At 72.0% G+C, this 26912-nt stretch carries 25 protein-coding genes; 12 read left to right on the top strand and 13 right to left on the bottom strand.

Annotated elements, in window-relative coordinates; all coding sequences use genetic code 11:
* The 6 genes from AC0I8G_RS24875 to pgi all read right to left on the bottom strand — a co-directional run.
* Nucleotides 1–1783 (bottom strand): TPM domain-containing protein (locus AC0I8G_RS24875; protein WP_471732339.1); only part of this gene is annotated, 1783 nt, incomplete at its 3' end.
* Between the two features lie 42 nt (nucleotides 1784–1825).
* Entirely contained in the window at nucleotides 1826–2596 is a 771-nt protein-coding gene (locus AC0I8G_RS24870; RefSeq protein WP_471732338.1) for an SDR family NAD(P)-dependent oxidoreductase, read from the bottom strand.
* 9 nt (nucleotides 2597–2605) lie between these two features.
* The gene (locus AC0I8G_RS24865; protein ID WP_471732337.1) at nucleotides 2606–3646 is read right to left on the bottom strand and encodes an NAD(P)-dependent alcohol dehydrogenase; all 1041 of its coding nucleotides are present in this window, start codon (nucleotides 3644–3646) and stop codon (nucleotides 2606–2608) included.
* A gap of 44 nt (nucleotides 3647–3690) precedes the next feature.
* Complete coding sequence (locus AC0I8G_RS24860; protein ID WP_471732336.1) at nucleotides 3691–4458, bottom strand: GolD/DthD family dehydrogenase; 768 nt, start codon at nucleotides 4456–4458, stop codon at nucleotides 3691–3693.
* A gap of 97 nt (nucleotides 4459–4555) precedes the next feature.
* Nucleotides 4556–4702: a hypothetical protein gene (locus AC0I8G_RS24855; RefSeq protein ID WP_328292015.1), complete on the bottom strand. Its 147-nt coding sequence runs from the start codon at nucleotides 4700–4702 to the stop codon at nucleotides 4556–4558.
* Between the two features lie 57 nt (nucleotides 4703–4759).
* Nucleotides 4760–6445, bottom strand: a complete 1686-nt coding sequence (gene pgi, locus AC0I8G_RS24850; protein ID WP_471732335.1) for a glucose-6-phosphate isomerase — start codon at nucleotides 6443–6445, stop codon at nucleotides 4760–4762.
* Between the two features lie 61 nt (nucleotides 6446–6506).
* Here pgi and AC0I8G_RS24845 point away from each other — a divergent pair, with 61 nt between their 5' ends.
* From AC0I8G_RS24845 to AC0I8G_RS24810, 8 genes are all read left to right on the top strand, one after another.
* Nucleotides 6507–7445 carry a bifunctional riboflavin kinase/FAD synthetase gene (locus AC0I8G_RS24845; RefSeq protein WP_471732334.1) on the top strand — a complete coding sequence of 313 codons (939 nt, stop codon included), beginning with the start codon at nucleotides 6507–6509 and terminating at the stop codon, nucleotides 7443–7445.
* Nucleotides 7446–7535: 90 nt separating this feature from the next.
* A complete protein-coding gene (gene rpsO, locus AC0I8G_RS24840) occupies nucleotides 7536–7805 on the top strand; it encodes a 30S ribosomal protein S15 (RefSeq protein WP_328292012.1) in 270 nt (89 codons plus the stop codon).
* 216 nt (nucleotides 7806–8021) lie between these two features.
* Nucleotides 8022–10262, top strand: coding sequence for a polyribonucleotide nucleotidyltransferase (locus tag AC0I8G_RS24835; RefSeq protein ID WP_380259654.1), 2241 nt, complete (start codon nucleotides 8022–8024; stop codon nucleotides 10260–10262).
* 1 nt (nucleotide 10263) lies between these two features.
* Nucleotides 10264–11649 (top strand): M16 family metallopeptidase, encoded by a 1386-nt coding sequence (locus AC0I8G_RS24830; protein WP_471732333.1) that lies wholly within the window; start codon nucleotides 10264–10266, stop codon nucleotides 11647–11649.
* On the top strand, nucleotides 11646–12386 hold the full coding sequence (gene dapB / locus AC0I8G_RS24825; RefSeq protein WP_380161606.1) for a 4-hydroxy-tetrahydrodipicolinate reductase: 741 nt from the start codon (nucleotides 11646–11648) through the stop codon (nucleotides 12384–12386). The genes AC0I8G_RS24830 and dapB overlap by 4 nt, the downstream gene beginning before the upstream one ends.
* Before the next feature lie 2 nt (nucleotides 12387–12388).
* The gene (locus AC0I8G_RS24820; RefSeq protein ID WP_471732332.1) at nucleotides 12389–12829 is read left to right on the top strand and encodes a hypothetical protein; all 441 of its coding nucleotides are present in this window, start codon (nucleotides 12389–12391) and stop codon (nucleotides 12827–12829) included.
* Between the two features lie 17 nt (nucleotides 12830–12846).
* Nucleotides 12847–13272: a hypothetical protein gene (locus tag AC0I8G_RS24815; protein ID WP_471732331.1), complete on the top strand. Its 426-nt coding sequence runs from the start codon at nucleotides 12847–12849 to the stop codon at nucleotides 13270–13272.
* Entirely contained in the window at nucleotides 13269–14033 is a 765-nt protein-coding gene (locus AC0I8G_RS24810) for an acyl-CoA thioester hydrolase/BAAT C-terminal domain-containing protein (protein ID WP_471732330.1), read from the top strand. The genes AC0I8G_RS24815 and AC0I8G_RS24810 overlap by 4 nt, the downstream gene beginning before the upstream one ends.
* A 64-nt stretch (nucleotides 14034–14097) precedes the next feature.
* Here AC0I8G_RS24810 and AC0I8G_RS24805 read toward each other — a convergent pair whose 3' ends face one another.
* The 5 genes from AC0I8G_RS24805 to AC0I8G_RS24785 all read right to left on the bottom strand — a co-directional run bounded on the left by AC0I8G_RS24805 (nucleotide 14098) and on the right by AC0I8G_RS24785 (nucleotide 19429).
* Nucleotides 14098–15531, bottom strand: coding sequence for an HNH endonuclease signature motif containing protein (locus AC0I8G_RS24805; protein WP_471732329.1), 1434 nt, complete (start codon nucleotides 15529–15531; stop codon nucleotides 14098–14100).
* 97 nt (nucleotides 15532–15628) lie between these two features.
* Nucleotides 15629–15847, bottom strand: coding sequence for a hypothetical protein (locus tag AC0I8G_RS24800; RefSeq protein ID WP_471732328.1), 219 nt, complete (start codon nucleotides 15845–15847; stop codon nucleotides 15629–15631).
* The gene (locus tag AC0I8G_RS24795; RefSeq protein ID WP_471732327.1) at nucleotides 15844–16374 is read right to left on the bottom strand and encodes a class I SAM-dependent methyltransferase; all 531 of its coding nucleotides are present in this window, start codon (nucleotides 16372–16374) and stop codon (nucleotides 15844–15846) included. Before AC0I8G_RS24795 ends, AC0I8G_RS24800 begins: the two co-directional genes overlap by 4 nt.
* Entirely contained in the window at nucleotides 16374–18722 is a 2349-nt protein-coding gene (locus AC0I8G_RS24790; protein ID WP_471732326.1) for a glycoside hydrolase family 65 protein, read from the bottom strand. The genes AC0I8G_RS24795 and AC0I8G_RS24790 overlap by 1 nt, the downstream gene beginning before the upstream one ends.
* Nucleotides 18719–19429: an HAD family hydrolase gene (locus AC0I8G_RS24785; protein WP_471732325.1), complete on the bottom strand. Its 711-nt coding sequence runs from the start codon at nucleotides 19427–19429 to the stop codon at nucleotides 18719–18721. The genes AC0I8G_RS24790 and AC0I8G_RS24785 overlap by 4 nt, the downstream gene beginning before the upstream one ends.
* A gap of 80 nt (nucleotides 19430–19509) precedes the next feature.
* Between AC0I8G_RS24785 and AC0I8G_RS24780 the strand changes: the two genes are divergently transcribed.
* Nucleotides 19510–20421, top strand: coding sequence for an NADP-dependent oxidoreductase (locus AC0I8G_RS24780; protein ID WP_471732324.1), 912 nt, complete (start codon nucleotides 19510–19512; stop codon nucleotides 20419–20421).
* Here AC0I8G_RS24780 and AC0I8G_RS24775 read toward each other — a convergent pair.
* On the bottom strand, nucleotides 20418–22226 hold the full coding sequence (locus AC0I8G_RS24775; protein ID WP_471732323.1) for a bifunctional sugar phosphate isomerase/epimerase/4-hydroxyphenylpyruvate dioxygenase family protein: 1809 nt from the start codon (nucleotides 22224–22226) through the stop codon (nucleotides 20418–20420). The genes AC0I8G_RS24780 and AC0I8G_RS24775 overlap by 4 nt on opposite strands.
* 44 nt (nucleotides 22227–22270) lie before the next feature.
* Here AC0I8G_RS24775 and AC0I8G_RS24770 point away from each other — a divergent pair, with 44 nt between their 5' ends.
* The 3 genes from AC0I8G_RS24770 (at nucleotide 22271) to AC0I8G_RS24760 (ending at nucleotide 25707) form a co-directional block, all read left to right on the top strand.
* A complete protein-coding gene (locus tag AC0I8G_RS24770) occupies nucleotides 22271–22948 on the top strand; it encodes an HAD-IA family hydrolase (RefSeq protein WP_380259644.1) in 678 nt (225 codons plus the stop codon).
* A gap of 102 nt (nucleotides 22949–23050) precedes the next feature.
* Entirely contained in the window at nucleotides 23051–24025 is a 975-nt protein-coding gene (gene dapA, locus AC0I8G_RS24765) for a 4-hydroxy-tetrahydrodipicolinate synthase (RefSeq protein ID WP_471732322.1), read from the top strand.
* Nucleotides 24022–25707 (top strand): ribonuclease J, encoded by a 1686-nt coding sequence (locus AC0I8G_RS24760; RefSeq protein ID WP_471732321.1) that lies wholly within the window; start codon nucleotides 24022–24024, stop codon nucleotides 25705–25707. The genes dapA and AC0I8G_RS24760 overlap by 4 nt, the downstream gene beginning before the upstream one ends.
* A 34-nt stretch (nucleotides 25708–25741) precedes the next feature.
* Here the strand turns inward: AC0I8G_RS24760 and AC0I8G_RS24755 are convergent, their stop codons facing one another.
* Nucleotides 25742–26800, bottom strand: coding sequence for a tetratricopeptide repeat protein (locus tag AC0I8G_RS24755; protein WP_471732320.1), 1059 nt, complete (start codon nucleotides 26798–26800; stop codon nucleotides 25742–25744).
* Nucleotides 26801–26912: the final 112 nt, after the last annotated feature.

Below are 26912 nucleotides of genomic sequence, written 5' to 3'. Positions count from 1 at the left end.
ACCCACCCCCGAGGAGGATCCCGCCCAGCACCGCCCCGAGCTCGTCGGAGGCGCCGCCCCGACCGCCCGGCCAGGAGTCCACGTCGCTGTGGGCGCGGGAACTGGCGCGTTCCGCGAGGGAGTCCGCCTGGCGGGCGTGCTCCAGCGCCGCGGCCGGGTCCTGGGACGCGAGCGCGAGCGCCTGGTCGAGGTGTCGCTGCGCCTCGCCGAGGTGGGTCCGGGCCGCCGACCCGACGGCACCCCGTCGTGCGGAGACGAAGTCGTCGGCGGCCGCGATCTCGGAGCGGGCCGCGACCAGGGCCTGTTCCAGGGCGGCCTCGGTCGACCGGCGCGCGGACGTGGCCTCCTCGACGGCGTCGCGCGCGGCGTCCAACGCCCGCTCCGCCTCGACGAGTCGGTGCAGCGCGCCCAGCGGATCGCTCGAGGCCTGGCGGGCGCTCGCCTCCACGACGGCGAGCGCCGCGGCCGAGGCCGCCGCGAAGTCCGCCGTGGGCACTCCGGTGGCCGCCTCGACGGGCGTCCGGGCGTCGGCCCGCAGTCGGGCGATCGCCACCGGGACCTCCTGCACCGCCTGACGCAGGTCCTGCTCGGTCCTCGACACCCCGCTCAGGAGCTTCTCGGCCTGGGCGGCCGCCGCTTCCGCGGTCCGGACGGCGTCGACGACCTCACCCGAGCGGGTCACGTCGGCCAGCGCCGCGCGGCCCGCTGCGCACGACCGTTCCGCCAGACCGATCCGGTCCCGGGCCTGGGCGACGGTGTCGGCGACGGAGGTCAGGGCGGTCTCCCCGAACTCCGCGGCCAGGGTCGAGAGCAGCGCCCGGGCCGGTTCGACGCCCGCCCGCAACCCGGGCAGCTTCGCCTCGACCTCGGTGAGGACCGCGGGGGCGCGCTGCACGAGGTCGCGCAGCGCGTCGACCGCGTCGGAGGCCTCGTCGAGGGTCTTCCCCGTGGTGCGGCAGGACTCGATCACCTCGGTGAGGATCCGGCGCCGTTCCGCGTCGGTCTCGGGGACGGAGTCGTCGAGCGACTGCCGGGCCGTGAACGCCTGCCGCAGTGCGGTGCGGGAACGTTCCAGGACGCTCGAGAACTCCGCGGTCGACGCCGTCCCGAACTCCGCCGCCGCGAACTGGAGTTCCTCCGCGGCGGCGCGGACGGCGTCGTCGGCCTGCACCAGCAGCGTGTCGGCCTGGGTCTGCAGGTCCGCCGTGGAGACCGCCGGCCGCGACCGGTGCCGCCGCACCAGGGCCACGACGGCGATGACGACGACCCCGGCGAGGGCGAGGAACCCCAGCACCCACCAGACGGTGTGCGACGGGCTGAGGTGGGTGTCGAGGGAGTCGGCGCCCGCGACGGCGGCCCCCGCCCAGTCGCCGTCGGCGAGCTCGGTCTCGGTATCGCGGGCCACCGCCTGGAGGTCCGCGTCGTCGAGGCGGGACGCGCTGTCGACGAAGTAGGCGTAGGAGCGGTCGCCGGTGGCGACGGCCAGCAGGACGTCGTCCTGGCCCAGCCCCGACGTCGTCGCCGTCTCATCGGCCCAGGTCTGCCCGTCCGCCCCGTCGAAGGAGTCCACGTAGACGACCCAGAGCTGCACGCCGGTGTCGGAGCGCAGCGACGAGAGCGCCCCCCGCACCTCCCCGTCGCGACCGTCCAGCGCCCCGACCTGGTCGGTCACCTGCCCGGCCAGCCGGAACGGAGGCACGGCCGAGGCAGGCGCCGCGGGGGCGAGCAGCAGACCGCCGCTCAGCAGGAGACCGGCGACGGCAGCGAGACGGCGAGACGACACCGGTGCAGTGTGTCGCACCTCGGGGAGGCGGGGGTCAGGCGATCAGAACAGCGTGTACCCGCCGTCGGTGACGACGACGGCCCCGGTGGAGAAGCTCGACGCGTCGGAGGCCAGGTAGACGACCGTCGCGGCGATCTCCTCGGGGGTGGAGTAGCGCTGCATCGGCGCGTCCTCGATCCACATGCGGCGGAACTCGGGTTTGTCGACGGGGGCCATCTCGGTCTTGACGTACCCGGGGGCGATCGCGTTGACCCGGATGCCCAGCGGCGCCCACTCCGCCGCGAGCGACTTCGTGAGCTGGTGCACCGCAGCCTTGGAGGCGTTGTAGACCGGCTGCAGCTGCGGACGGTTCACGATGTTCGCGCTGATCGACCCGACGTTGACGATGGCCCCGCCGCCGTTCTGCGCCATCCACTTCGCGGTGACGACGCTGGGCAGCCACACACCCTTGAGGTTGGTGGTGATGACGTCGTCGTACTCGTCGTCGGTCACCTCCAGCGCGGGGCGGTGCACGCAGGTGCCGGCGTTGTTGACCAGCACGTCGAAGCGGCCGAACTCCGCGGTCACGCGGGCGACGGCTGCCTCGACCTCCGGGCGGGAGGTGACGTCGAGGCGCAGGCCGAGGGTCCGGCGCCCGGTCGAGGCGGCGATCTCCTCCGCCGCGGCGACGGAGGCGGCCTCGTTGCGGGCCGCCACGACGACGTCGGCGCCGGCCTCGGCCAGGGCCTGCGCGAAACCCCGGCCGAGGCCCTTGTAACCACCGGTGACGAGGGCGACCTTGCCCTCGAGGGAGAACTTCTGCAGGACGGACAACGGGGGCTCCTACTTCTCGGCGGGGTTGACGACGACGACGGCCTTCATGCTCAGCGGGTCGGAGTCGGCGTTCAACGCGTCCTCGACCTGCTCCAGCGGGTACCGGGCCGTCACCATGTCGTCGAGGTGGACGGTGCCGGAGGTGGTGAGTTCGATGCCCCGGGGCCAGGTGTCGATGTAGCGGAAGACGCCGGTGAGGTTGATCTCGCGGGTCGCGATGAGCTGCACCGGGATCGGCATCTCCTCCGCGCCGAGACCGACGAGGACGACGGTCCCGCCGCCCCGGGTGCTGTTGATCCCGGAGATCACCGCGGGCGTCGCCCCCGAGCAGTCGATGAACGCGTCGGCGCGGATCTCCGCGATCTCGGCCGCGTCCTGGACGGGGTGCAGCGCCCGGGTCGCCCCGAAGGCGGTGATCCGCTCCCGGCGTGAGTCGACGAAGTCGGTGACGACCACGTCGGTGGCGCCCCGGGCGCGGACGGCCTGCGCGGCCATCGCCCCGATCGGGCCGGCCCCGGCGATCAGCACCTGGTCGCCCGGGCCGACGTTCGCCTTGTGCGCGGCCCAGAGCCCGACGCTCAGGGGTTCCAGCAGCGCCGCGGACTCGTCCGACAGGCTGTCCGGCACGGTGTAGGCCTGGTCCGCGGGTGCGGTCACGTAGTCGCAGAACGTCCCGTCGAAGGGGGGCGTGGCGTAGAACTCCATGAACGGGCACAGGTTCGAGCGACCGGTCTTGCACTGACGGCACGTCCGGCACGGGACCTGCGGGTCGATCGCGACCCGGTCACCGAGGCGTTCATCGGGAACTCCGCGCCCGACGCCCACGACGGTCCCGGAGACCTCGTGACCCAGGACGATCGGCGCGGTGACGACCATGTCGCCGATGCGACCGTGCTTGTAGTAGTGGACGTCGGACCCGCAGACGCCGACGGAACCGACCTTCACCAGCACCTCGCCGTCGGCGGGGGTGGGCACGGGTCGTTCCTGCATCTCGATGACGCCCTGCTTCAGCAGGACGCTGGCCCGCATGGTGGTGGGAACGCTGGTCATCGTCGACTCTCCTCAGTGCCCGGGGGCGGTTGGGTTGGTGCGCCTCAACGGATGGTGTACCCGCCGTCGACCACGAGGTCGGTGCCGTTGACCATGTCCGAGGCGCCGGAGGCCAGGAACAGTGCGGCACCGGCGATCTCGCGGGGGAGGGCGAAGCGTCCCGTCGGGATCGCGGCCTTCGCGGCGTCACCCTTCAGCCCGTCCCAGGCCTTCCGGCCGAGTTCGGTGAGCACGACGGTCGGGGAGATGGAGTTCGCGGTGACCCCACGACCGGCCCACTCCGAGGCCAGGACCCGGGTCAGACCGACGACCCCGGCCTTGGAGGCGCAGTACGCGGCGTGCCCGTCGAGAGCCACCGAGGCAGCCTGCGAGGCCATGGTGATGACCTTGCCCCGGCCGCGTTCCAGCATGCCGCGGCCCACGGCCTGGGCGGTGAGGAACGTCCCCGTCAGGTTGATGGACACCGTCCGGACGAACGCCGCCGGGTCGAGTTCCTCGGCCGGGGCGAGGTCGACGATCCCGGCACAGGTGACGAGGACGTCGACGGGCCCGGCTGCGGCGGCGAACGCCGTGACGGAGTCCGGGTCGGCGACGTTCCCGCGCAACCCCACGTGGTCCTCGCCGAGTTCCGCGGCCCGGGCGAGCGCCGCCTCCTCGTTCAGGTCGACGAGCACGATGCGCGCCCCCGCCGCGGCGAACGCCCCGGCGATGGCGCTCCCGATGCCCGAGGCGGCCCCGGTGACGAGGGCGGTGCGTCCCTCCAGGCGGAAGGACAGGTCGACGTCGGCGTCGGTCGGTTCGGTCTTCGACACGGTGGTCTCCGTTCAGAGTTCTCGGTGGGTCGGGTGAACAGCGATGTCCTCCCCCCGCCGGCCCCCAGCGACTGACCGGCGACTGCCCGGCGACCGCTCAGTCGCCGGTCTTGACCAGCCGGCGCTTCTTCACGGTGTAGCCGGCGGGCAGGGTGCCCTCCTTGAGCATGCGGATCGGGCAGCGGCGGCACCTGTCCTTGGACTCGCAGCACTTGGACTTCGGCAGGTCCCGCTTCTTGCTCACGGGCGCAACGTAACACCGCCGGGTGAGGTTGCCCTCATCCCGGCGGTGCCCGCGGCGTCAGTTCGTGCGGTGGGACAGGTAGTACCGGATCAGGTCACCCGTGGAGGCGTCCTGCGCCAGCAGCGCGTCGGTGTCGCCGGTGAGCGCCGGCGCGATCTCCAGCGCCAGCTTCTTGCCGAGTTCCACACCCCACTGGTCGAAGCTGTCGATGCCCCAGACGGCACCTTCCACGAAGGTGATGTGCTCGTAGAGCGCGATGAGCTGACCGAGCACGGTCGGGGTCAGCGAGGGCGCCATGATCGAGGTGGTCGGCCGGTTGCCGGAGAACACCCGGGCCGCGACGACCTCCTCGGCGGTGCCCTCGGCCCGCACCTCCTCCGCCGTCTTGCCGAACGCGAGCGCCTTGGTCTGGGCGAAGAAGTTCGCCATGAACAGCGCGTGCACGTCGGCGTCGCCGTCCACCAGCGGGTGCGTCGGGGTCGCGAAGGCGACGAAGTCGGCGGGGACGATCCGCGTGCCCTGGTGGATCAGCTGGTAGAACGCGTGCTGGCCGTTGGTGCCGGGTTCACCCCAGAACACCTCGCCCGTGTGCGTCGTGACGGCCTCGCCGTCGTAGCGGACGGACTTCCCGTTGGACTCCATCGTGAGCTGCTGCAGGTACGCCGCGAAGCGGTGCAGGTACTGCGAGTACGGCAGCACCGCGTGGCTGTGGGCGTCCAGGAAGTTCACGTACCAGACGTTGAGCAGACCCATGAGGAGCGGGACGTTCTGCTCGGGTGCGGTGGTGCGGAAGTGCTCGTCGACGGTGTGGAAGCCGGACAGGAAGCTCCGGAAGTGGTCCGGCCCGATGGCGACGGCCAGCGAGGTGCCGATCGCGGAGTCGACGGAGTAGCGACCGCCCACCCAGTCCCAGAACCCGAACGCGTTGGCCGGGTCGATGCCGAAGGCCGCGACCTTGTCCAGCGCGGTCGACACCGCGACGAAGTGCTTGGCGACGGCGTCCGCGCGGGCGGTGTCGTCGTCGGCGAGGACTCCGGCTGCGGACAGCCGCTCCCACAACCACTTTCGCGACAGTCGCGCGTTCGTGAGGGTCTCCAGGGTCCCGAACGTCTTGGACGCGACGATGAACAGGGTCGTCTCGGGGTCGAGGTCCTTCGTCGTCTCGGCCACGTCGGTGGGGTCGATGTTGGAGACGAAGCGGCACTCCAGCCCGGCCTGCACGAACGGCTTGAGGGCCTCGTAGGCCATCACCGGGCCGAGGTCGGAACCGCCGATGCCGATGTTCACGACGGTCGCGATCGGCTTCCCGGTGACGCCCTTCCACTCACCCGAGCGGACGGCCTCGGCGAAGGCGAAGACCTTCTCGAGCTCACCCTGCACGTCGGCGTCGACGTCCTGCCCGTCCACGCTCAGGGCCGGTGCGGCGCCGGCCGGTCGGCGCAGCGCGGTGTGCAGGACGGCGCGGTCCTCGGTGACGTTGATGTGCTCGCCGGCGAACATCGCGTCGCGGCGGGCGAGGACACCGGTCTCCTCGGCCAGCTGCAGGAGCAGGGCGAGCGTGTCGGAGGTGACGAGGTTCTTGGAGAGGTCCACGTGCAGGTCGGCGACGTCGAAGGTCAGCGACCGCGCGCGCTCGGGGTCGGCGGCGAACCAGCCCCGCAGGTCGGGGGTGCTGCCCGACCGGTGCTCGGTCAGCGACGACCACGCCGCGGTGGTGGTCGGGTCCACAGGTCCAGTGCTCATGAGGGTGACGCTAGTCAGCCCGTGTGCGGAGCGCGCGACCGGCTGCTGGCACAGTGTTCGCGTGCAGCGGTGGGATGACCTGTCAGACGTCGGACCCGGGTTCGGCCCGTCGGTGGTCACCATCGGCAACTTCGACGGGGTGCACCGCGGGCACGCGGCCGTGCTCGGCGAGGTCGTCGGCCTGGCCCGCGCCCGGGGTCTGGTCTCCGCCGCGGTGACCTTCGACCCGCACCCGCTGCAGGTCCTGCACCCCGAGCGCGCCCCCGGGCTGCTCACCGGCCTCACCCGCCGCCTCGACCTGCTGCAGGAGACCGGCCTGGACGCGGTGCTGGTGATGCCCTTCACCCACGAGCTCGCGCGCTGGAGCCCGCAGCGCTTCGTGGAGGAGGTCTTCGTCGACGCGCTGCACGCCGCCGTCGTCGTCGTCGGCCACGACGTGCGCTTCGGCGAGGCCAACGCCGGCGACCTCGCCACCATGCAGGAGCTCGGCGCCCGGTTCGGGTTCGAGGTCGTCGTGCTCGCCGACCTCGGCGGCCAGGGCGACTCCTCCCGGTGGTCCTCCACGGCCGTGCGCGAGGCCCTGGCCGCCGGTGACGTCGAGCGGGCGGCGGCGATCCTCGGCCACCGGCACCGGGTCAGCTCCACCGTCGTGCACGGTGACCACCGCGGCCGTGAGCTCGGCTACCCGACGGCCAACCTGGACACCGTGCACGCCGACGGGCTGGTCCCGGCCGACGGCGTGTACGCGGGCTGGTTGACCCGCCGCGACGGCGACCGGCTGCCCGCGGCCGTCTCGATCGGCACCAACCCGACCTTCGACGGGGTGCGTCGTCAGCTCGAGGCGTTCTGCATCGACCAGCAGGGCCTGGACCTCTACGGGGAGCGCGTGGACCTCGACTTCGTGGCCCACCTGCGTCCCACCCAGCGCTTCGAGGGCATCGAGCCCCTCGTGCAGCAGATGGAGCGCGACGTCGCGAGGTGCCGGGAGATCCTGCTGTAGTCTGGGCGTTGCCGTTCGATCGGCCGCGGATCCAGAGAGCCCGGGTGGACAAGCCCCGTGGCACCGCGCAACGAGGTTCAGGAGACACGAGTGCCCCTCGACGCAGACGTCAAGAAGAAGATTATGACCGAGTACGCCCTCACCGAGGGTGACACCGGCTCGCCGGAGGTCCAGGTCGCGATGCTGACGCAGCGCATCCGTGACCTGACCGAACACCTCAAGATGCACCAGCACGACCACCACAGCCGTCGTGGCCTGCTGCTCCTCGTGGGCCAGCGCCGCAACCTGCTGAAGTACATGGCCAAGAAGGACATCAACCGTTACCGCTCGATCATCGAGCGTCTCGGCATCCGCCGCTGACCTGGTCAGGGGCCTGACGACAGGGGTGGTCCCGACTCTCGGGGCCACCCCTGTCGCACGTTCCAGCCGCACTCGCGGCAGACTCACCGTGACACCGCGCAGCGTCGCACCGGTCCTCGGTAGTGGCCTCCGGAAGCTCTGGCTTCCGTGGGCCTCGATCGAAGGCCGGGGCGCGCGGGTGTCGCACATCCGCACCGCAACCTGGAGGAGGAACCCTTGGAGGGTCCCGAAATCACTGCCGCCGAAGCCGTCATCGACAACGGTTCGTTCGGCACCCGCACCGTCCGCTTCGAAACGGGTCGCCTCGCCAAGCAGGCCGCCGGTTCCGCCGCGGTCTACCTCGACGGCGAGTCCTTCCTGCTGAGCGCCACCACCGCCGGCAAGACCCCGAAGGACCAGTTCGACTTCTTCCCGTTGACGATCGACGTCGAAGAGCGCAGCTACGCCGCCGGCAAGATCCCCGGTTCGTTCTTCCGTCGTGAGGGTCGCCCCTCCACCGAGGCGATCCTGGCCTGCCGTCTCATCGACCGTCCGTTGCGCCCGAGCTTCGTCAAGGGCCTGCGCAACGAGGTCCAGGTCGTCGTCTCGATCATGGCGCTGCACCCCGACGACGCCTACGACGTCGTGGCCATCAACGCCGCGTCGCTGTCCACCCAGCTCTCGGGTCTGCCGTTCTCCGGCCCGGTCGGTGGCGTGCGCGTCGCGCTCATCGACGGCCAGTGGGTCGCCTTCCCGCGCTACTCCGAGCTCGAGCGCGCCGTCTTCGACATGGTCGTCGCCGGCCGGGTCGTCACCGCGGCCGACGGTTCGCAGGACGTCGCGATCATGATGGTCGAGGCCGAGGCGACCGAGGGTTCCTGGAACCTCATCAAGGAACAGGGCGCCACCGCCCCGACCGAGGAGATCGTGGCCCAGGGCCTCGAGGCGGCCAAGCCGTTCATCGCGGAGCTGGTGCGCGCGCAGGCCGAGGTGGCCGCCACCGCCGCCAAGCCGACCGCCGCCTTCCCGACGTTCCCGGACTACCAGGACGACGTCTACCAGGCCGTCTTCGACTCCGCCGCGACCGAGCTGGTCGTCGCGCTGCAGATCGCCGGCAAGCAGGAGCGCGAGTCCCGGATCGACGAGATCAAGGACCGCGTCAAGGGCGAGCTCGCCGCGGGCTTCGCCGGGCGCGAGAAGGAGGTCTCCGCCGCGTACCGCTCGGTGCAGAAGACCCTCATCCGCCAGCGCGTGCTCAAGGACGGGGTCCGCATCGACGGCCGTGGCCTGGCCGACATCCGGACGCTGTCCGCCGAGGTCGAGGTCCTGCCCCGCGTGCACGGTTCGGCGCTCTTCGAGCGCGGCGAGACCCAGATCCTGGGGGTCACCACGCTGAACATGCTCCGCATGGAGCAGCAGCTCGACACGTTGTCGCCGGTGACGCGCAAGCGCTACATGCACAACTACAACTTCCCGCCCTACTCGACCGGTGAGACCGGCCGCGTGGGTTCGCCGAAGCGTCGCGAGATCGGGCACGGCGCCCTCGCCGAGCGCGCGCTCGTGCCGGTGCTGCCGGCCCGCGAGGACTTCCCCTACGCGATCCGTCAGGTCTCCGAGGCGCTGGGCTCCAACGGTTCCACCTCGATGGGTTCGGTCTGCGCCTCGACGCTGTCCCTGCTCAACGCGGGTGTCCCGCTGCGCGCGGCCGTCGCCGGCATCGCGATGGGCCTCATCTCCGACACCGTCGACGGTGAGACCCGCTACGCGGCGCTGACCGACATCCTCGGGGCCGAGGACGCCTTCGGTGACATGGACTTCAAGGTCGCCGGGACCAAGGAGTTCGTCACCGCGATCCAGCTCGACACCAAGCTCGACGGGATCCCCGCCTCGGTGCTCGCCGGTGCGCTGACCCAGGCCCGCGACGCGCGTCTCTACATCCTCGACGTCATGGCCGAGGCCATCGACGCCCCGGACGAGATGTCGCCGACCGCGCCGCGGATCATCACCGTCAAGGTCCCCGTGGACAAGATCGGCGAGGTCATCGGGCCCAAGGGCAAGATGATCAACCAGATCCAGGAGGACACCGGCGCCGACATCTCCATCGAGGACGACGGCACGGTGTTCATCGGGGCCGTCGACGGTCCCTCGGCGGAGGCGGCCCGCGCAGCGGTCAACGCCATCGCCAACCCGACGATGCCCGAGGTCGGCGAGCGCTACCTCGGCACCGTCGTGAAGACGACCACCTTCGGTGCGTTCGTCTCGCTCATGCCGGGCAAGGACGGCCTGCTGCACATCTCGCAGCTGCGCAAGCTCTCCGGCGGCAAGCGCGTCGACAACGTCGAGGACGTCGTCTCGGTGGGCCAGAAGGTGCAGGTCGAGATCGCCGAGATCGACCCGCGCGGCAAGCTGTCCCTCGTCCCCGTCGTCGCGGAGGAGGCCTCCGAGGAGGCGCCCGCGACGGAGACGACCGACGCCTGACGTGTCGTCCACGCTTCCCGGGAACCCCGTCGAGCTGCCCGTCGTGGCAGCCGGCGGGGTTCCCGCTACCACCGTCCTGTCCACCCCCGCCCAGGTGGAGCAGGGGTCGATCGTCAAGCGGACCGTCCTGCCCTGCGGTGCCCGCGTCCTGACCGAAGCCATGCCCGGTCAACGCTCCGCGAGCATCGGGTGCTGGGTGGGCGTCGGCTCGCGCGACGAGACGAAGGGTCACTTCGGCTCGACGCACTTCCTCGAGCACCTGCTCTTCAAGGGCACCGAACGTCGGGACGCGATGGACATCGCCTCCGCGTTCGACGCCGTCGGGGGTGAGGCGAACGCCGCCACCGGCAAGGAGCACACGACCTACTACGCGCGCGTCCTCGACGCCGACCTGCCGATGGCGATCGACGTCGTCACCGACATGGTCACCTCGGCCGTCCTCGACGACGACGACTTCACCAGCGAACGCGAGGTCATCCTCGAGGAGCTGGCGATGAACGACGACGACCCGGGCGACGTCGCGCACGAGAAGTTCGCCGAGCTCGTCCTGGGCCGGCACCCGCTGGCCCGGCCCATCGGCGGGACGCCCGACACGATCCGTGCCGTCGGGCGCGACGACGTCTGGGCGCACTACCGCGAGCACTACCAGCCCTCCTCGCTGGTCTTCACCGCCGCCGGGGGTCTCGACCACGACGAGGTCGTCGCCTGCGTCCAGCGTGAGCTGGACCGTGCCGCGGGCGATCTCGGCCAGGCCGCTCCCCGTCCGCGCCGCGTCAGCGGTGAGGTCGGCGGCGGGCTGGAGAAGGGTCGCTCGCTCGTGGTGGACCGCCAGACCGAGCAGGCCCACGTGCTGCTCGGGATGACCGGGATCACCGCCACGGACGACCGCCGGTTCACGATGTCGGTGCTCAACGCCGTCCTCGGGGGCGGGATGAGCAGCCGGTTGTTCCAGGAGGTCCGCGAGAAGCGGGGCCTGGCCTACTCGGTGTACTCGTTCAACGCCAATTACGCCGACTCCGGCTACGTCGGGTTGTACGCGGGCTGCTCGCCGGCCAAGGCCGCCCAGGTCGCGGACCTGATGCTGGCCGAACTGGCGAAGCTCGCCTCCACCCCGATGGAGTCGGAGGAGCTCGCGCGCGGCGTCGGTCAGCTGACCGGTGGTCTCGTGCTGGGGCTCGAGGACTCCGGGTCGCGGATGAACCGGCTCGGCAAGTCCGAGCTCACCCACGGGCAGTTCCTCGACGTCGACGGTGTGCTGGCCAACGTGCGGTCCGTCACCGCCGAGGACGTCCGCGTCCTGGCGGCGGACCTGCTCTCCCGGCCGCGTTCGGTGACCGTCGTCGGACCGTTCAGCGACGACAGCGGATTCACCGGCGTCGTCCAGTGACCATCCGCGTCGCGGTCCTCGGGGCCGGGGGCCGCATGGGTTCGCAGGCGGTGGCGGCTCTCGAGGCCGCTGCCGACCTGGAACTCGTCGCGGCCCTCGGTCGCGGTGACTCCCTCGACGCGGCCGCCGGGGCCGACGTCGTGGTCGACCTGACCGTCCCCGACCAGGTGATGGCCAACGTCGAGTGGGCCCTGGCGCACGGGATGCACGTCGTGACGGGCACCACCGGCTTCACCGCCGAGCGGATCGCCCAGGTCGAGGCGTGGGCCACCGCGGCGAGCCGCAACGTCCTCGTCGCAACGAACTTCGGCATCGGCGCGGTGCTCGTCATGCAGCTCGCGGCGAAGGCCGCGAAGTTCTTCGAGTCCGTCGAGGTCGTCGAACTGCACCACCCCGCGAAGGTCGACGCCCCGAGCGGTTCCGCGATCCGCACGGCCCGCCTCATCGCGGCCGCACGGGCCGAGGCGGGCCTCGGCCCGTCGCCCGACGCGACGACCACGGAACTCCCCGGAGCACGCGGCGCCGTCGTCGACGGGATCCACGTGCACGCCGTCCGGATGCGCGGGCTGACCGCCCACCAGGAGGTCATCCTGGGTGGACCGGGGGAGACCCTGACGATCCGCGACGACACCTACGACCGCGCCGCGTACATGCCGGGTCTGCTGGTGGGTGTGCGTCAGGTCGCCGACCGTCCCGGGGTCACCGTCGGCCTCGAGCACTACCTGGACCTGGACTGACCGTGCGCGTCAAGATCATCGTCGCGGTCAGCGTCGCGGCCCTGCTGTTCTACTTCGTGTTCCTCGGCCGGCTGGGTTTCCAGCTGGCCGCGACCGGTGAGTGGGCCGGCATCCTGCTCGGCATCGCGCTGTTCCTGCTGCCCGTCGTCGGGTTGTGGGCCGTCGTGCGGGAGCTCATGTTCGGGCTCGCGACGGAACGCCTCGGTCGCGAACTCGCCTCGCGCGGAGAACTGCCCGAGGACGACCTGACCCGCACCGCGGCCGGGCGCATCGACCGCGAGGCCGGTTCCGTCCTGTGGCAGGCCGCGAAGGACGAGGTCGAGGCCAGCCCCGACGACGCGGGCGCCTGGTACCGGCTGGCGATCGGCTACGACGCGGCCGGTGACCGCAAGCGCGGCCGGGCCGCCGCACGGCACGCGGTCAAGCTGCACCGGGGCCGCTGACACTACGATCCTGCGCCATGACGACGTGGACGGGATCGAACGCCTTCCGGTTGATGCCCACCGACGCGGCCCACGACGCCGTGGCCACCGCGGAGGTGACGGAGGGCGCCGGCGGGAACCTGGTCTCCCTCGCCTACACCTGGCTGCACCCCGACGACGGCGCCCAGGACGGGCTGCTGGTCCTCGGCCCCGGCCCCGACGGCTCTGCGCTGGCCCTGTGGGGTGACTCCTGGCACCAGACCCCCGCCGCGCAGGTGCTCACGGGTTCCGTCGAGGCCGGCGTCTGGAGCGTCGGCTACGACTACGTCCCCGGCCAGTGGCGCTGGCGCATCGTCGTCGACACCTCGGACGCGGAGGAGTTGCTCGTCCGGATGGAGAACGTCGCCCTCGACGACGAGACCCCGCCCTACGCGGCGATGGACCTGCGCGTCCACCCCGCATGACCCCGGCGGCGGTCCTCGTGCTGTCGGGTTCCAGCGGTCGGGTGGAGCACGAGCGCGTCCGGCTGCTGATCGACCACGGTGCGATGGCGCTGTCGATCCGCTGGTTCGGCGACGTGGGTCAGCCTCCGGGCATCTGCGAGGTGCCGCTCGAGACGTTCACCCCCGCCCTGGACCACCTCGCCGGGTTGAGCGACCACCTCGTCGTCCTGGGGACGTCGAAGGGTGCCGAGGCGGCGTTGCTGCTGGCCGTTCGCGATCCCCGGATCCGGACGGTGGTCGCCCTGTCCCCGACCTCGGTGGTCTGGGAGAGCGTGGGCAGCACCGGAGCCCCCCGTTCCAGCTGGACTTCCGCGGGAACTCCGTTGCCCTTCGTCCCCTACGACCCGACCTGGGCCGGTCAGGAGGAACCGCCCGCCTTCCGGTCCCTCTACGAGCAGAGCCTCACTGCGTTCCCGGGAGCCGTTGCGGCGTCGACCATCCCGGTGGAGCAGATCCGAGGGCGGGTACTGCTGAGCGCCGGCGGTGACGACCGGGTCTGGCCCTCGGACCGCTTCGCCGCAGACATCGTCGCCCGCCGGGCGGCCCACGGTCTCGCGACGATCTCCCTCGGCTCCGCCGCCGCCGGCCACCGCGTGCTGTTTCCCGGGGAGTCGATCCCGGCGGGCGGGATCAGGATGGCGCGTGGCGGTTCTCCGGCCACGGACGCTGAACTCGGAGGGCGCGTGTGGGCGGAACTGTGCCTCACGCTCGGGCTGACCTGATGAACGCAAGGGTCGCGTCTGTCCCCGCAGCCTGCTGGCTGCGGGGGTTTCGCTTCGCTGAAGGTCAGAAGGGTGGCTTGTCGGGGAGTCCGGGCCACAGTTCCGTCGAATTCCCGCGTCGTGCGGTGATCCGCGCGTGGTGGGCTTTGGTGGCTTCGAAGACGTACTGGGTCTTGAAGCGGTGATGGCCTCGGCAGTACGCGCGGAGGTTTCCTGCGGTGGTCTGGCCTTGGGGCCAGGGGATGGCGTGGTCGAGGTCGCAGTTGACGGCGGGGACGTGGCAGCCGGGCGCTTGGCAGTACTCATCGCGGGCGGTGATGAAGCGGCGCATGGCGTCGGTGATGGCGTAGGCCTTGGCGCCGACGTCGATGACCTCGCGGGTGCCGGGGGATTCGATGACTTTCCGCCACATCGCGCCGGTGGTGGTGGCGAGTTCTCGGGCGACGTGGGCCGGGACCGACCCGAGGCCGTCGACGGTGGCTTCGTCGTCGTCGAGGCCAAGGAGGGTGGTGGCGTCGATGCGGACGTGGACCTGGACCGACGTCGCGGGGCGGTGGGTGCGTCCGATCACCGCGGGTGAATCAGCGGTGGCAGGTGTGGTGGGATCGGAGAGGGCGGGGACGGCGCGGTTCATGGCGTCGGTGAACATGTCGACGATCACGTCGCGGACGCGCTGCCCGTGGGAGCGGGTGTCGAGGAGGCCGGCCCCCTTCGCAGCGTCCGCGGCTTGGTCGGCGGCGGCGTTGGTGTGGGCGACCAGTCGCAGGGCGAAGGCGGTGGGGGTGATGAATCCGAGGTGGCTGTGGAGGCCGTCTTCGCAGGGGGTGTGTCCGATGCCGCGGGGGTCGTCGTTCTTCTCCAGGATGACGGATTCGTAGCCGGGCGTCAGTTCCCTGACTTTCCGGGAGCACTTGATCCCGAGTTTCCGCCCGGTCAGGCCGGTTTGCGCGTGGTGGACGGCGTCGGTGAGGTAGTCGTCGAGGGCTGCCGCGTAGGCGTCTCCGTGCAGGAGTTTCTCACCCTCTTCGACGGTGGTGTCGATGACGCGTCCGTCGGGGTCGAGGTGGTTGGTGAGGGTGGCGGTGCGGGCGCCGAGGCGTTCGGCGTGGTCCTCGATGGTGCGGGCCTGGTAGCGGGTGACACTGCCGTCGGCGACGGCTTGCCAGAGGGTGGCGTGGTCGTGGCCTCGGCGCCAGGCGTTGTGGATGGTGGCGCGGGCGCGGTCGAAGTCCATGCCTTCGTCGCGGGAGTACTCCTCGGCGACGAGGTCGACGGCGGCCTCGAAGCGGTCGACGCCGGTTCCGGTGATGGTGACCCCGCGGTCCTCGAGCTGGTCGAGGTCGGGGTGGGGGGAGTCGTGGACCATGGTGACGGCGTCGGCGACGCCGAGGTAGAACATGGCGTGGGCGGCGTCGGCGAAGCGGCGGTACTTGCCGGGGAGGCCGAAGGCGACCCCGGTGGGGGCCTCCTCAGTCCGCTCCGCGAGCGCTGCCGTCATGTCGTGAGTCTACCTCGTTCGAACGCTCCGAACAAGTCCAGATCGATTGTCTAGCAACGGTTGTGAGTGTGATGAACCTGTTGTGGCGCGCCCGACCTCACCGCTGGAAGAGGACGATGAGGGGGGTCACGTAGTTCTCCAGGACCGTCCCGCCGAGTTCGTCGACCGCACGTGCGGCCTCCTCCACCTCCGCCGCGGACCAGTTGCTGAAGGTGGAGAACAGGTCGTGCACCTGAGCGGTCGTGAGTTCGACGGACCAGCAGAACTCCTCGACGTAGCGGGGTGTGAACAATCCGTCGGCGCTCAGCCGGGTCACCCACTGAACGGTGTCCAGTTCCCCGGGTCCGGAGGAGGGTGACGACGGGCGGCGCGAGGTGATCTCGGCGACACGGGCGCGGAACGGGGTGCGGGCGAGCGTCGGGTCGCCGAAGACGTTCCGAACACGACGAGGTGGCCCTCCGGACGGAGCCAGCGGTGCAGCGCGGGCAGGACGAGGTCGAGGTCGAACCAGTGCACGGACGTCGCCGCGACGGCCACGTCGAAGGAGGACGGCGCGACCGAGGCGGTCTCCGCGGTGCCCACCCGCACCTCGACGTCCGGGAGGTTCCGGCGCAGCAACCGGGCCAGGTGCGGACCGGGTTCGACGGCGGTCACCGAGGTCCCGGCCGCCGTCAACGACCGGGTGGCCTGCCCGGTCCCCGCCCCGAGTTCCAGGACCCGCGCCCCCGGCACGAGGACCTCGAGTTCCCGCAGCCGGGCCCACACGACGTCGGGGTAGGGCGGACGCCCCCGGTCGTAGACCTCCGCGTGTGCGTCGAAGTGCCCGGGTCGCGGGACCGGCATCAGTGGGTGCGGTGCACCGGAGTCCGGCCGGGCGGCTGCTGCGGTCGGGGGAGCAGGGGGTGGAGCGGGGCGATCGTGCGGGTGACGGGGGAGCCGGTGGTGACGGTCAGGGTCTCACCGGCGTGCAGCAGTTCCACGGTGGAGTCGTGGTCGCGCATCGTGTAGGTGACCTCGTCGCCCGTGATGTCGACGCACACCTTCGCGTCCCGCCAGCGGATCGAGAACTTCAGCCGGGAGATGCCGTGGGGGAGGCGGGGGTCGAAGGTCAACCGGCCGCCGCTGTCACGCATCCCCCCGAAACCGTGGACGAGGGCGAGCCACGTCCCGGCCAGGGAGGCCATGTGCAACCCGTCGGCGGAGTTGTGGTGCAGGTCGCGCAGGTCGACCGTCGCGGCTTCGTAGACGTAGTCGTGAGCGAGTTCGAGGTGGCCGACCTCGGCGGCCGTGATCGCCTGGATCGCCGCGGACAGTGAGGAGTCGCGGACGGTGCGGCGTTCGTAGTAGTCCACGGCCCGGGCCTTGTCCTCGGCGCTGAACCGCTCGGGGAACCAGAACAGCGCCATCTGCAGGTCGGCCTGCTTGATGACCTGCTTGCGGTACAGGTCGAAGTACGGCGAGTGCAGCAACAGCGGGTAGTCCTGGTGCGCGGCGAAGTCCCACTCGGGTCGCCGGGTGAAACCCTCGCACTGCTCGTGGACGCGCAGCTCCTCGGAGTAGGGGACGTGCACGGCCTCGGCCGCGTCGCGCCACGTCGCCTGTTCCTCGAGGTCGACGTCGAGGGACCGGGCCAGGTCCGGGTGGCGTTGGCACGCGGCCGCGGCGACGGAGAGGTTGTGCGCCGCGGCCAGGTTCGTGAACGTGTTGTCGGCCACGACCGCGGTGTACTCGTCCGGTCCGGTCACGCCCGAGACGTGCCAGGCGCCGGCGGAGTCGTGGTGCCCCAACGACATCCACAACCGCGCCGTCTCCACCAGGACGACGAGCCCGCCGTCGGTCTCCAGGCCCGTGCTGCCGGTGGCGACGCGGTAGCGCTCGACCGCGGCCGCGATGTCGGCGTTCACGTGGAACGCCGCCGTCCCCGCAGGCCAGTAGCCGGAGGACTCCGCCCCCCGGATCGTCCGCCACGGGAACGCCGCCCCGCGCAGTCCGAGTTCCCCGGCGCGCTGGCGGGCCGAGTCGATCGCCGAGGCGCGCCAGCGCAACGCGTCGGCGACCGTGTCCGGGGCGGTGTAGGTCAGGACCGGCAGGACGTAGGCCTCCGTGTCCCAGAACGTGTGCCCGTCGTAACCGGGACCGGTCAGCCCCTTGCCGGGGATCCCGCGTCCCTCGGCGCGCGCGGCGGCCTGCAGGACGTGGAAGAGGGCGAACCGGACCGCCTGCTGCACCTCGGCGTCGCCCTCGACCTGCACGTCGGCGGAGTCCCAGAACTCGGCCAGGTACTCCCGCTGCTCCTGCAGCAACCCTTCGAACCCCGTGAAGCGCGCACCGCTGAGGGCACCCGCCACCTGGTCGCGCAACGCGGGCTGGGACCGCAGGCTCGACCAGCCGTAGGCCACGAACTTCGTCAACCGGACGCGTTCCCCGGCCGGGACGGAGCAGACGACCGTCGTGCGCGCCCAGTCCTCGGCGTCGTGGGTCTCGACGTCGATCCGCCCGGGGGCCTCGACGTGGTTCTCCATGCCCGCGGCCATCTGCAGCCCGCTGGTCCGCGTGCGGTGCACCAGGGTCGCCCCGGCCCGGCCGGAGTCGTGCTCCACCGACACCAACGGCGAGGTGAGCACGGCGGAGACCCGCGGGTCCCCGGACTGCGCCGGCAACGCCTCGTTCGCGACGAGTTCGGACTGCAGGGTGATCCGGACCTCGCGGTCCACGGCCTCGACGACGTACTCGACCGCCGCCACGGCGCGCTGGACGAACGACACCAGGCGGGTGCTGCGGATCCGGACGCGCTTCCCGGCCGGGGAGGTCCAGTCCACCGACCGCACCAGGGTGCCGGCCTGCAGGTCGAGCACCCGTTCGTGGGCGGTGAGTTCCCCGTAGCGGACGTCGAAGGGTTCGTCGTCGACGAACAACCGCACGATCTTCCCGTCGGTGACGTTGACGACGGTCTGCCCCACCTCGGGGTAGCCGTAGCCCGCCTCCGCGTAGGGCAACGGGCGTTCCTCGTAGAAGGAGTTCAGGTAGGTGCCGGGAAGACCGTGGGGTTCCCCCTCGTCCAGGTTCCCGCGGAAACCGATGTGGCCGTTGGACAGGGCGAAGACCGACTCGGCGTTGCCGAGGATGTCCAGGTCGAGGCGTGTCTCGCGCACGTGCCAGGGCTCGACCGGGAAGGCGTCCTGGGCGATCACCTGCGGCCTCCCAGCAGTTCGGCGAGGTCCTGCACGACGACGGTCGCGCCGTGCTCGCGCAACGCCTCGGCGTGACCGACGCGGTCGACCCCGACGACCGACCCGAACCCGCCGGCGCGACCGGCTTCGACCCCGGACAGGGCGTCCTCGAAGACGGCGGCCCGGCTCGGGTCCACGCCCAGGGCCCGCGCCCCGGCGAGGAAGCTGTCGGGCGCGGGTTTGCCCGCGAGGTGCTGCTCGCGCAACGTGACCCCGTCGACGCGCACCTCGACGAACTGGGCCAACCCGGTGACTTCGAGCACCTGGCGGGTGTTCGCGCTGGAGGAGACGACCGCGCGGCGCAGACCCGCGGCCTGCGCGGCCTGCAGGTAGCGGCGCGACCCCTCGTAGACCCGGACGCCGTCCTGCTCGATCCGGCGCAGCAGGTCGCGGTTCTTGCGGTCCCCGAGCTCCTGCACCGTCTCGTCGGAGACGGTGATCCCGCGGCTGGCGAGGAAGTCCCGCACGCCGGCCTCGCGCGGCTTGCCGTCGACGAACTCGCCGTAGTCCCGGACCGGGTCGAAGGGGCGGTAGTCCTCCCCGTCCCGATCGCGCAGGAAGGCGTCGAAGGTCGCCTTCCACGCCTGGTCGTGGACGGAGGCGGTGTCGGTGAGGACGCCGTCGAGGTCGAAGAGGAGGGCGGTCACGTGGTCCGGTAGGCCGAGCACGTGGTCATCCTCCGGGCTGCACCGCCCGACTGCACCCGGACAGGCTTGCTCTCGGCCTGCGTTCAGGACACTCTCACGGGATGAGCAGAGCGGTGCGGTTCGAGCGGTGGGGTGGTCCCGACGTCCTGCACGTCGTCGACGTGCCGACCGCGGCCCCCGGAGCCGGGGAGGTGCGGGTCACCGTGCGCGCCGCCGGCATCACCGCGGGGGAGTCCGCGGCCCGCGAGGGCGCGTTGGCCCAGCTCTACCCGACGGCGTTCCCCGCCGGCACCGGCGCCGAGTTCGCGGGCGTGGTCACCGACACCGGTCCCGGCGTCACCGGCGTCACCGTCGGTGAGGAGGTCCTGGGCTGGAGCCCGGACCGGGGCGGGCACGCGGACGTCGTCGTGGTCCCGGCGGCGGCGGTGGTTCCCAAACCGGCGGGCGTCTCCTGGGAGGTCGCCGGAGCCCTCTACGTCGCCGGGGTCACCGCCTACTCCTGCGTCGAGAGCACGGGGGTGCGTGACGGCGACGTCGTCCTCGTCCTGGGTGCGACGAGCGACGTCGGCACGCTGACCGTCCAGCTGGCCCGGCTCTGCGGGGCGACCGTCGTGGGCGTCGCCGACCTCGTCCACCACGACTGGTTGCACGCCCACGGCGCGGACGCCGTCGTCCCCGCCGAGGACGTGGACGGTCTGGCCCGGACGCTGCGCCGGCGCGGGGTGGCCGTGGACGTGATCGTCGACACCACGGGTTTCGAGGTGGACGCTCTCGCCCGGGCCTTCGGAGTGGACGTCGCCCGGTGCGCCGCGGCGCTGCCGCTCGAGGCCGACCTGGAGTTCGGCGTGGACCAGGCGCGTCGGCCGGAGGTCCTCACCGAACTCGCCGAGCTCGTCGCCGCGGACCGCCTGCACGTCCCCATCGCCGGTTCGTTCCCGTTGGCGCAGGTGCAGGACGCGTTCGCGATGGCGGAACGTCCGCACCCGCAGGGCCGGATCGTCCTGCTGCCCTAAGCCTCGGGGTGGCGCCGTTGCGCCGCGAGGCGCACGGGTGTGTTGACCGCTCCGAACCCGTGGTACCCGCCGCGGCGTTCCAGCACCTCGACGAAGAACTCCCGGCTGAGGGCGCGGGTGAAGAACTGCAGCAGTTCCCCGCCGTCCTCGTCGCGGTCGTAGAGCACCCCGTGGGCGCGCAACCGGTCCAGGAACTCCGGGGCAAGGTCGAACCGGGCGTCGAGGTCGTCGTAGTAGTTCTGCGGGACGTCCAGCGGCTGACCCCCGGCGGCGACGAACGCGCTCGCGGCGCTGAGGACGTCGGCGGTCCGGAACGCGACGTGACCCGAGGCGAACGGTCGCCCCCTGAGGTGCGCGGACGTGGGGCCGACGTTGAGGGCGATCCGGATCGCCGCGTCGGCGGAGGAGTGCGCCCGGGAACGCACCAGCCCGTCGGGTGCGGCGACCTCGCTGAGTTCCCCGCCGCGCAACCCGAGGACGGCGGTGAGGAACAACCCCGTGGAGTCGAAACCCGCGAACGGCTGGGGGAGGGCGACGTGGTCGATCTCGATCAGGCCGGACCCTCCCGGGGCTTCTCCCGCGGGCAGCGGCTCGACCGGCACGAAGTCGTCGAGCCAGTCGGGGTCCTCGCCGCAGAACTGCACCCAGGTCCCGTCCGGTGCGACCAGGGACGGGATCTCCGCCTCGCCGGTGCCGACGGGACGGTGCACGACGGCCGCGAGGAGTTCCCGGGACCGCTCGGCCAACGCGTGCGGTGCGGCGGTCTGCAGACCCAGGGCGGACAACCGGGCCCGTTCGCTGGTCGGCCGGCGGTTCACGACGACCCGGACCCCGGCGTTGCCCCAGAGGTCGACCTCGCCGCGGCGGTGGGTCCCGGTGCGCCGGAAACCCAACGCGTGCAGCAGGTCCGCGACGTCGGAGGCGCCCTCGGAGGCGGCGTCCGAGGCGGCGACCTCGACGAACGCCCAGCCGGTGGGGGTCGGGGCCTGCGGCAGGGTCCCGGGCGTGGCGAGGTCGGCGAGGTGGCGCAGCGAGCGGAGCGCGTCGACCGCCGTGCGACCCGGGTCGGCCTGGCGGTACACGTCGTTGAAGACCTCCAGCGACACCGGTCCGTCGTAGGGGTTGGCGAGGACGGCGCGGTGGAAACCCGTCAGGTCGAAACCCCCCTGACCGGGGAACAGGCGGTGGTGCCGGCTCAACGGGAGGACGTCCATGCCCAGCGGCGGGGCGTCCGCCACCTGGTAGAAGAACAGCTTCTCCAGTCCCGCGATCGCCGCCGGGTCGTCACCGCGGGAGAGGACGTGGAAGGAGTCGACGCAGGTCCCCAGCGAGGGGTGGTCGGCGCGGGCGACGATCCGCGCGCCGTGCCGGTAGTCGGACACGTGGGTGCCCCAGGCGAGCGCCTCGTAGGCCAGCCGGACCCCGTGGCCGGCGGCGACCTCGGCGAGGGTCCGCAGCTGGTCGGCGAGCTCCCCGTCGTCCCGGACGGCGCCGGGGTGGACCGAGGAGCACACGAGCAGCAGGTCGCAGCCGAGCTCGCGCACCACCTCGCACTTGCGGTGCAGCCGCTGCGCGGTGCGGGCCTGCACGGTCGCGTCGACGTGGTCGGGGTCGCGGAACGGCTGGAAGAGCGAGATGCGGACCCCGAGGTCGGCGGCGAGCGCCCGGACGTCCTTCGGGGCCAGCGGGGAGGCGACGAGGTCGGGTTCGAACACCTCGACGGCGTCGAACCCGGCGACCGCCGCGGCCCGCAGCTTCTCCGGCAACGACCCGGCCAGGCTCACGGTGGCGATCGACGTCTGCACAACCCCCACGGTCGCACGCCCACCCCGGCTCGTAGGGTGCGTTCGTGACCGTCCCCGTGCTCGATCCCGTCCTGGACCGCCCGTTCGCAGCAGTCCTCTTCGACATGGACGGCACGCTCGTCGACTCCACGGCCGCCATCAACCGGTGCTGGACGACGTGGGCGGTCGAGCACGGGATCACCGTCGAGCAGCTCGTCGGGGCGCACGGGCACGGGCGCCCCGCCCCGGAGATCGTCGCCGACCTCGTCGGGCCCGACCGCTTCGCCGCCGCCTCCGCGCGCATCACCGAGCTCGAGATCCTCGACGTCGACGGTGTCGTGCAGCTGCCCGGGGTGGCGGACCTGCTCGCCGGGTTGCCCCCGCAGGCGTGGGCGATCGTGACGTCGTGCTCGACGCCGTTGGCCGACGCGCGCCGCGGGGCCGCGGGACTGCCTGACCCGCGGGTGCTGGTCACCTTCGACGACGTCGAGAACGGCAAGCCCGCGCCGGACTGCTTCCTGCTCGGCGCCGCCCGCCTCGGGGTGGACCCGGCCGACTGCCTGGTCGTCGAGGACGCCCCCGCGGGTCTCGCCGCGGCCCGGGCCGCCGGCTGCGCGACCCTCGCCGTGCGTACGACCCACCCGGAGGGACCGCTGGACGCCGACCTCGTCGTCCCGCTGCTCAGCGGGGTGCGGATCACCCCCGGTGACGGTGGTCTGAGGCTGACCCTCGAGCGGGTGTAACGCTCGCCCGCGCCGTCCCGATGACACCTCAGGACCCGGTCGCTGCCCGGACCCCCGAGCGGGCAGCGACCGGGTCCTTCCCGTGGCGGTAACCTCAGGAGCATGTCGACCGCCACCGCAGCAGCGCCCCACCGTCCCTTCGGGACGGTGCTGTCGGCGATGGTGACCCCGTTCACCGCGACGGGTGCCCTGGACCTCGACGCGGCCGCCGCGCTCGCCGTGCACCTCGTGGAGCACGGTCACGACGGTCTGGTCGTCAGCGGGACGACGGGGGAGTCGCCCACGACCAGCGACGACGAGAAGGACCGCCTGCTGCGTGCCGTCCTCGACGCCGTCGGTGACCGCGCCTGCGTCGTCGCGGGGGTCGGCACCAACGACACCGCGCACACGGTGGAGCTGGCCCGCTCGGCCGAGAAGGCCGGCGCCCACGGGCTGCTCGTCGTCACCCCCTACTACAACAAGCCGCCGCAGGCCGCCCTGGCCCAGCACTTCACCACGGTGGCCGACGCGAGCGGCCTGCCGGTGATGCTCTACGACATCCCCGGCCGCTCGGGTGTCCCCATCGACACCGAGACCCTGGTGGCGGTCGCCGCGCACGAGCGGATCGTCGCTGTGAAGGACGCCAAGGGCGACTCGATGGCGACCTCGTGGGTCCTGGCCCGCACCGACCTCGCGTACTACTCCGGTGACGACGCCGTGAACCTGCCGCTGCTGGCGCAGGGTGCCTGTGGGATCGTCTCCGTCGTCAGCCACGTCGCGGGCCGTGAGTACGCCGCGATGATCGCGGCGCTGGACGCCGGGGACCTCGTGACGGCCCGGACGATCCACACCGAGCTGCTGCCCGCCGTGCGCGGGATCATGACCCGCACCCAGGGTGCGGTGGCCGTCAAGGCCGCACTGGAACTGACCGGTGTCCTCACCGGACGCGCCGTCCGCCAGCCGTTGCTGGCGGCCACCCCCGAGGAGGTCGACGCCATCGCCGCCGACCTGTCCCTCGCCGGGCTCGACACCCCCGAGAACTCAGCTCGACCCAACCCCACGGCAGCGGCCGCCCAGGCCGCAGGAGGAGCCGCATGAGCCACCCCCACCCCGAACTCACCAGCCCCCCACCGTTGGCCGACGGCGCCCTGCGCGTCGTCGGTCTCGGTGGGCTCGGCGAGGTCGGGCGCAACATGACCGTCTTCGAGTTCCAGGGGAAGCTGCTCGTCGTCGACTGCGGCGTGCTGTTCCCCGAGGACCACCAGCCCGGCGTGGACCTGATCCTGCCGGACTTCTCCTCGATCGCCGACCGCCTCGACGACATCGTCGCGGTCGTGCTGACCCACGGGCACGAGGACCACATCGGGGCGGTCCCGTACCTGCTCAGACTGCGCGGGGACATCCCGTTGCTGGGTTCGCAGCTGACCCTCGCCCTCGTCGAGGCGAAGCTGAAGGAACACCGCATCAAGCCCTACACGCTGGGTGTGCGCGAGGGCCAGGTCGAACAGCTCGGGCCGTTCAGCTGCGAGTTCATCGCGGTGAACCACTCGATCCCCGACGCGCTGGCCGTCGCGATCCGCACCGACGCGGGGCTCGTCCTGCACACCGGTGACTTCAAGATGGACCAGTTGCCGCTGGACAACCGCATCACCGACCTCAACGCGTTCGCGCGTCTCGGTGACGAGGGCGTCGACCTGTTCTGCGTCGACTCCACCAACGCCGAGGTCCCGGGTTTCACCGCTCCGGAACGTGACATCGGCCCGGTGCTGGAGCAGTTGTTCGGCCGCGCCGAGCACCGCATCATCGTGGCGTCCTTCGCCTCCCACGTGCACCGCGTCCAGCAGGTCCTGAACGCGGCGGACGCCCACGGCCGCAAGGTCGCCCTCGTCGGCCGCTCGATGGTCCGCAACATGGGGATCGCGGCCGAGCTCGGGTACCTGCAGGTGCCGAAGAACATCCTCATCGACCTCAAGCAGGTCGACGACCTGCCCGACGACCGCGTCGTGCTCATGTGCACCGGGTCGCAGGGTGAACCGATGGCCGCCCTGTCGCGGATGGCCAACCGCGACCACCGCATCTCCGTCGACGCCGGGGACACCGTCATCCTCGCCAGCTCGCTCATCCCGGGCAACGAGAACGCCGTCTACCGCGTCGTCAACGGTCTCGCCCGCCTCGGGGCGACGGTCGTGCACCAGCAGAGCGCGAAGATCCACGTCTCCGGGCACGCCAGCGCCGGGGAACTGCTCTACTGCTACAACATCCTCAAGCCGCGCAACGTGATGCCGGTGCACGGCGAGATCCGGCACCTGCTCGCCAACGGCGAGCTCGCCGTCAAGACGGGGGTTCCGCGCGAACGCGTCGTCATCGCCGAGGACGGCGTCGTCGTCGACCTCGTGGACGGCAAGGCGAGCATCGTCGGCAACGTGCCCGTCGGCTACGTCTACGTCGACGGCTCCACCGTCGGCGAGATCACCGAGGCCGACCTGAAGGACCGCCGGATCCTCGGCGAAGAGGGTTTCATCTCCATCTTCGTCGCCGTCGACTCCGTCACCGGCAAGGTCGTGTCCGGGCCGGAGTTCAACGCCCGCGGCTTCATGGGCGAGGACCCCAACCGCTTCGCGGCCATCAAGACCCGTGTCGAGAAGGCCCTCAACGACGCCTCGACCGGACCGGTCGACGTCCACCAGCTCCAGCAGATCGTGCGCCGCACGGTCGGCACCTGGGTGTCGCAGGCGCACCGTCGCCGGCCGATGATCGTGCCGGTCGTCGTCACCGCCTGAGTCCGGTACGTCCCTCGCAGCCGTCCCGCCGGGTTCAGTCCCGGCGCGGGCGGCTGCGTCGCACCACGAACCCGAACACGACGTTCACCAGGAACAGCACCCGGAAGACCTCGAACGCACCCGGACCGGCGACGGTCTCCAGCGGGGCGACGGCGATCCCGACGCAGGCGAGCAGCAGCAGCGCGGCGATGACCCAGGCGCTCACCAGCAACGGACGCTGCCGGGAACGCTGGAGCACCGCGGCCCGCACCGCCGCCGGGGTGTTCCGCCAGGCGCTGGCCGTCCAGGCGCCGAGACCGGCGAGGGCGACGAGCAGCACCACGAGGCGCACCGGGAAGCCCGTGCCCGTCCCGTTCTCGACCGCTCCGCCGACCAGCAGCGCGAGGACGGCGAGCGCGCTCCCGATCCAGATCCGGCGCGCGAAGGCGAGCGCGAGCACGTCGACGTTGAACCGCGCCGTCGCGCTGTGCGGGTCGGCCAGCAGCGAGTCCCCGAGGAACCTGGCCGCGCCGCCGAGGCGGTGGGAGTTCAGCGCGATGACGCCCAGGTTGTTCAGCGCCTCGGGGTGCTGCGGGTCCAGTTCCAGCGCTGCGGCGTAGGCCCTGCGGGCGCGGCCCCGACGGCCGCGCTGCTGCAGGGCGAGACCCAGGACGAACAACGGGTGCGCCATCCCCGGTCCTGCGGCCACGGCCCGCTCGGCCGTGGTGACGGCCTCGCGGCGGGTGCTGCGGCGGTCGCTGAGGACGGTGGCGAGCTGGGCCAGGGCGTAGGGGTGGTGCGGGTTGCCGCGCACGCCGTCGCGCGCCGCCTGCAGCGCGGCGTCGTGGTGGCCGAGGCGTTGCAGCGCGACGCTGAGCAGCCGGTGGCCGTGCTCGTGCTGGGGTTCCGCGGCGATCGCCGCGGTGGCGGCCTGCACGGCGGCTTCCGGGCGGTCGAGCCGGAGTTCGGCCATGGCCGCCAACCGCAGGGCCTCGCCGTGGTGCGGGTCGCTCGCGAGGAGGTCGTGCACGGCCCGCAACGACTGGTCCCAGCGTCCCGCGTCGGCGAGGGCCTCGGCCCGACGCAACCGGACGTCGGGGGTCCAGTCGGTCACTCGAGCAGGGTACGTCGTGGGCGCGGTGCTAGGTTTCCTGCTGTGCCGATCCGCCGCCCCTCGCGCGGCGACGGTCCCTACTCCCCGAAGCACTCCACCGGCGGCCACCACC

The sequence above is a fragment of the Kineococcus sp. AC630 genome (assembly GCF_979255925.1).
The sequence above is the reverse complement of the archived record's forward strand: the minus strand, read 5'-3'. Positions and strand labels throughout refer to the sequence as shown.

Bases quoted from the DNA above. Each gene is read 5' to 3' on its own strand.
- AC0I8G_RS24815 (WP_471732331.1), top strand. From the start codon at position 12,847: ATGACGACGTGGACGGGATCGAACGCCTTCCGGTTGATGCCCACCGAC.
- pgi (WP_471732335.1), bottom strand. From the start codon at position 6,445: ATGAGCACTGGACCTGTGGACCCGACCACCACCGCGGCGTGGTCGTCG.
- AC0I8G_RS24810 (WP_471732330.1), top strand. From the start codon at position 13,269: ATGACCCCGGCGGCGGTCCTCGTGCTGTCGGGTTCCAGCGGTCGGGTG.
- AC0I8G_RS24865 (WP_471732337.1), bottom strand. From the start codon at position 3,646: ATGACCAGCGTTCCCACCACCATGCGGGCCAGCGTCCTGCTGAAGCAG.
- AC0I8G_RS24780 (WP_471732324.1), top strand. From the start codon at position 19,510: ATGAGCAGAGCGGTGCGGTTCGAGCGGTGGGGTGGTCCCGACGTCCTG.
- dapA (WP_471732322.1), top strand. From the start codon at position 23,051: ATGTCGACCGCCACCGCAGCAGCGCCCCACCGTCCCTTCGGGACGGTG.
- AC0I8G_RS24805 (WP_471732329.1), bottom strand. From the start codon at position 15,531: ATGACGGCAGCGCTCGCGGAGCGGACTGAGGAGGCCCCCACCGGGGTC.
- AC0I8G_RS24760 (WP_471732321.1), top strand. From the start codon at position 24,022: ATGAGCCACCCCCACCCCGAACTCACCAGCCCCCCACCGTTGGCCGAC.
- AC0I8G_RS24795 (WP_471732327.1), bottom strand. From the start codon at position 16,374: ATGCCGGTCCCGCGACCCGGGCACTTCGACGCACACGCGGAGGTCTAC.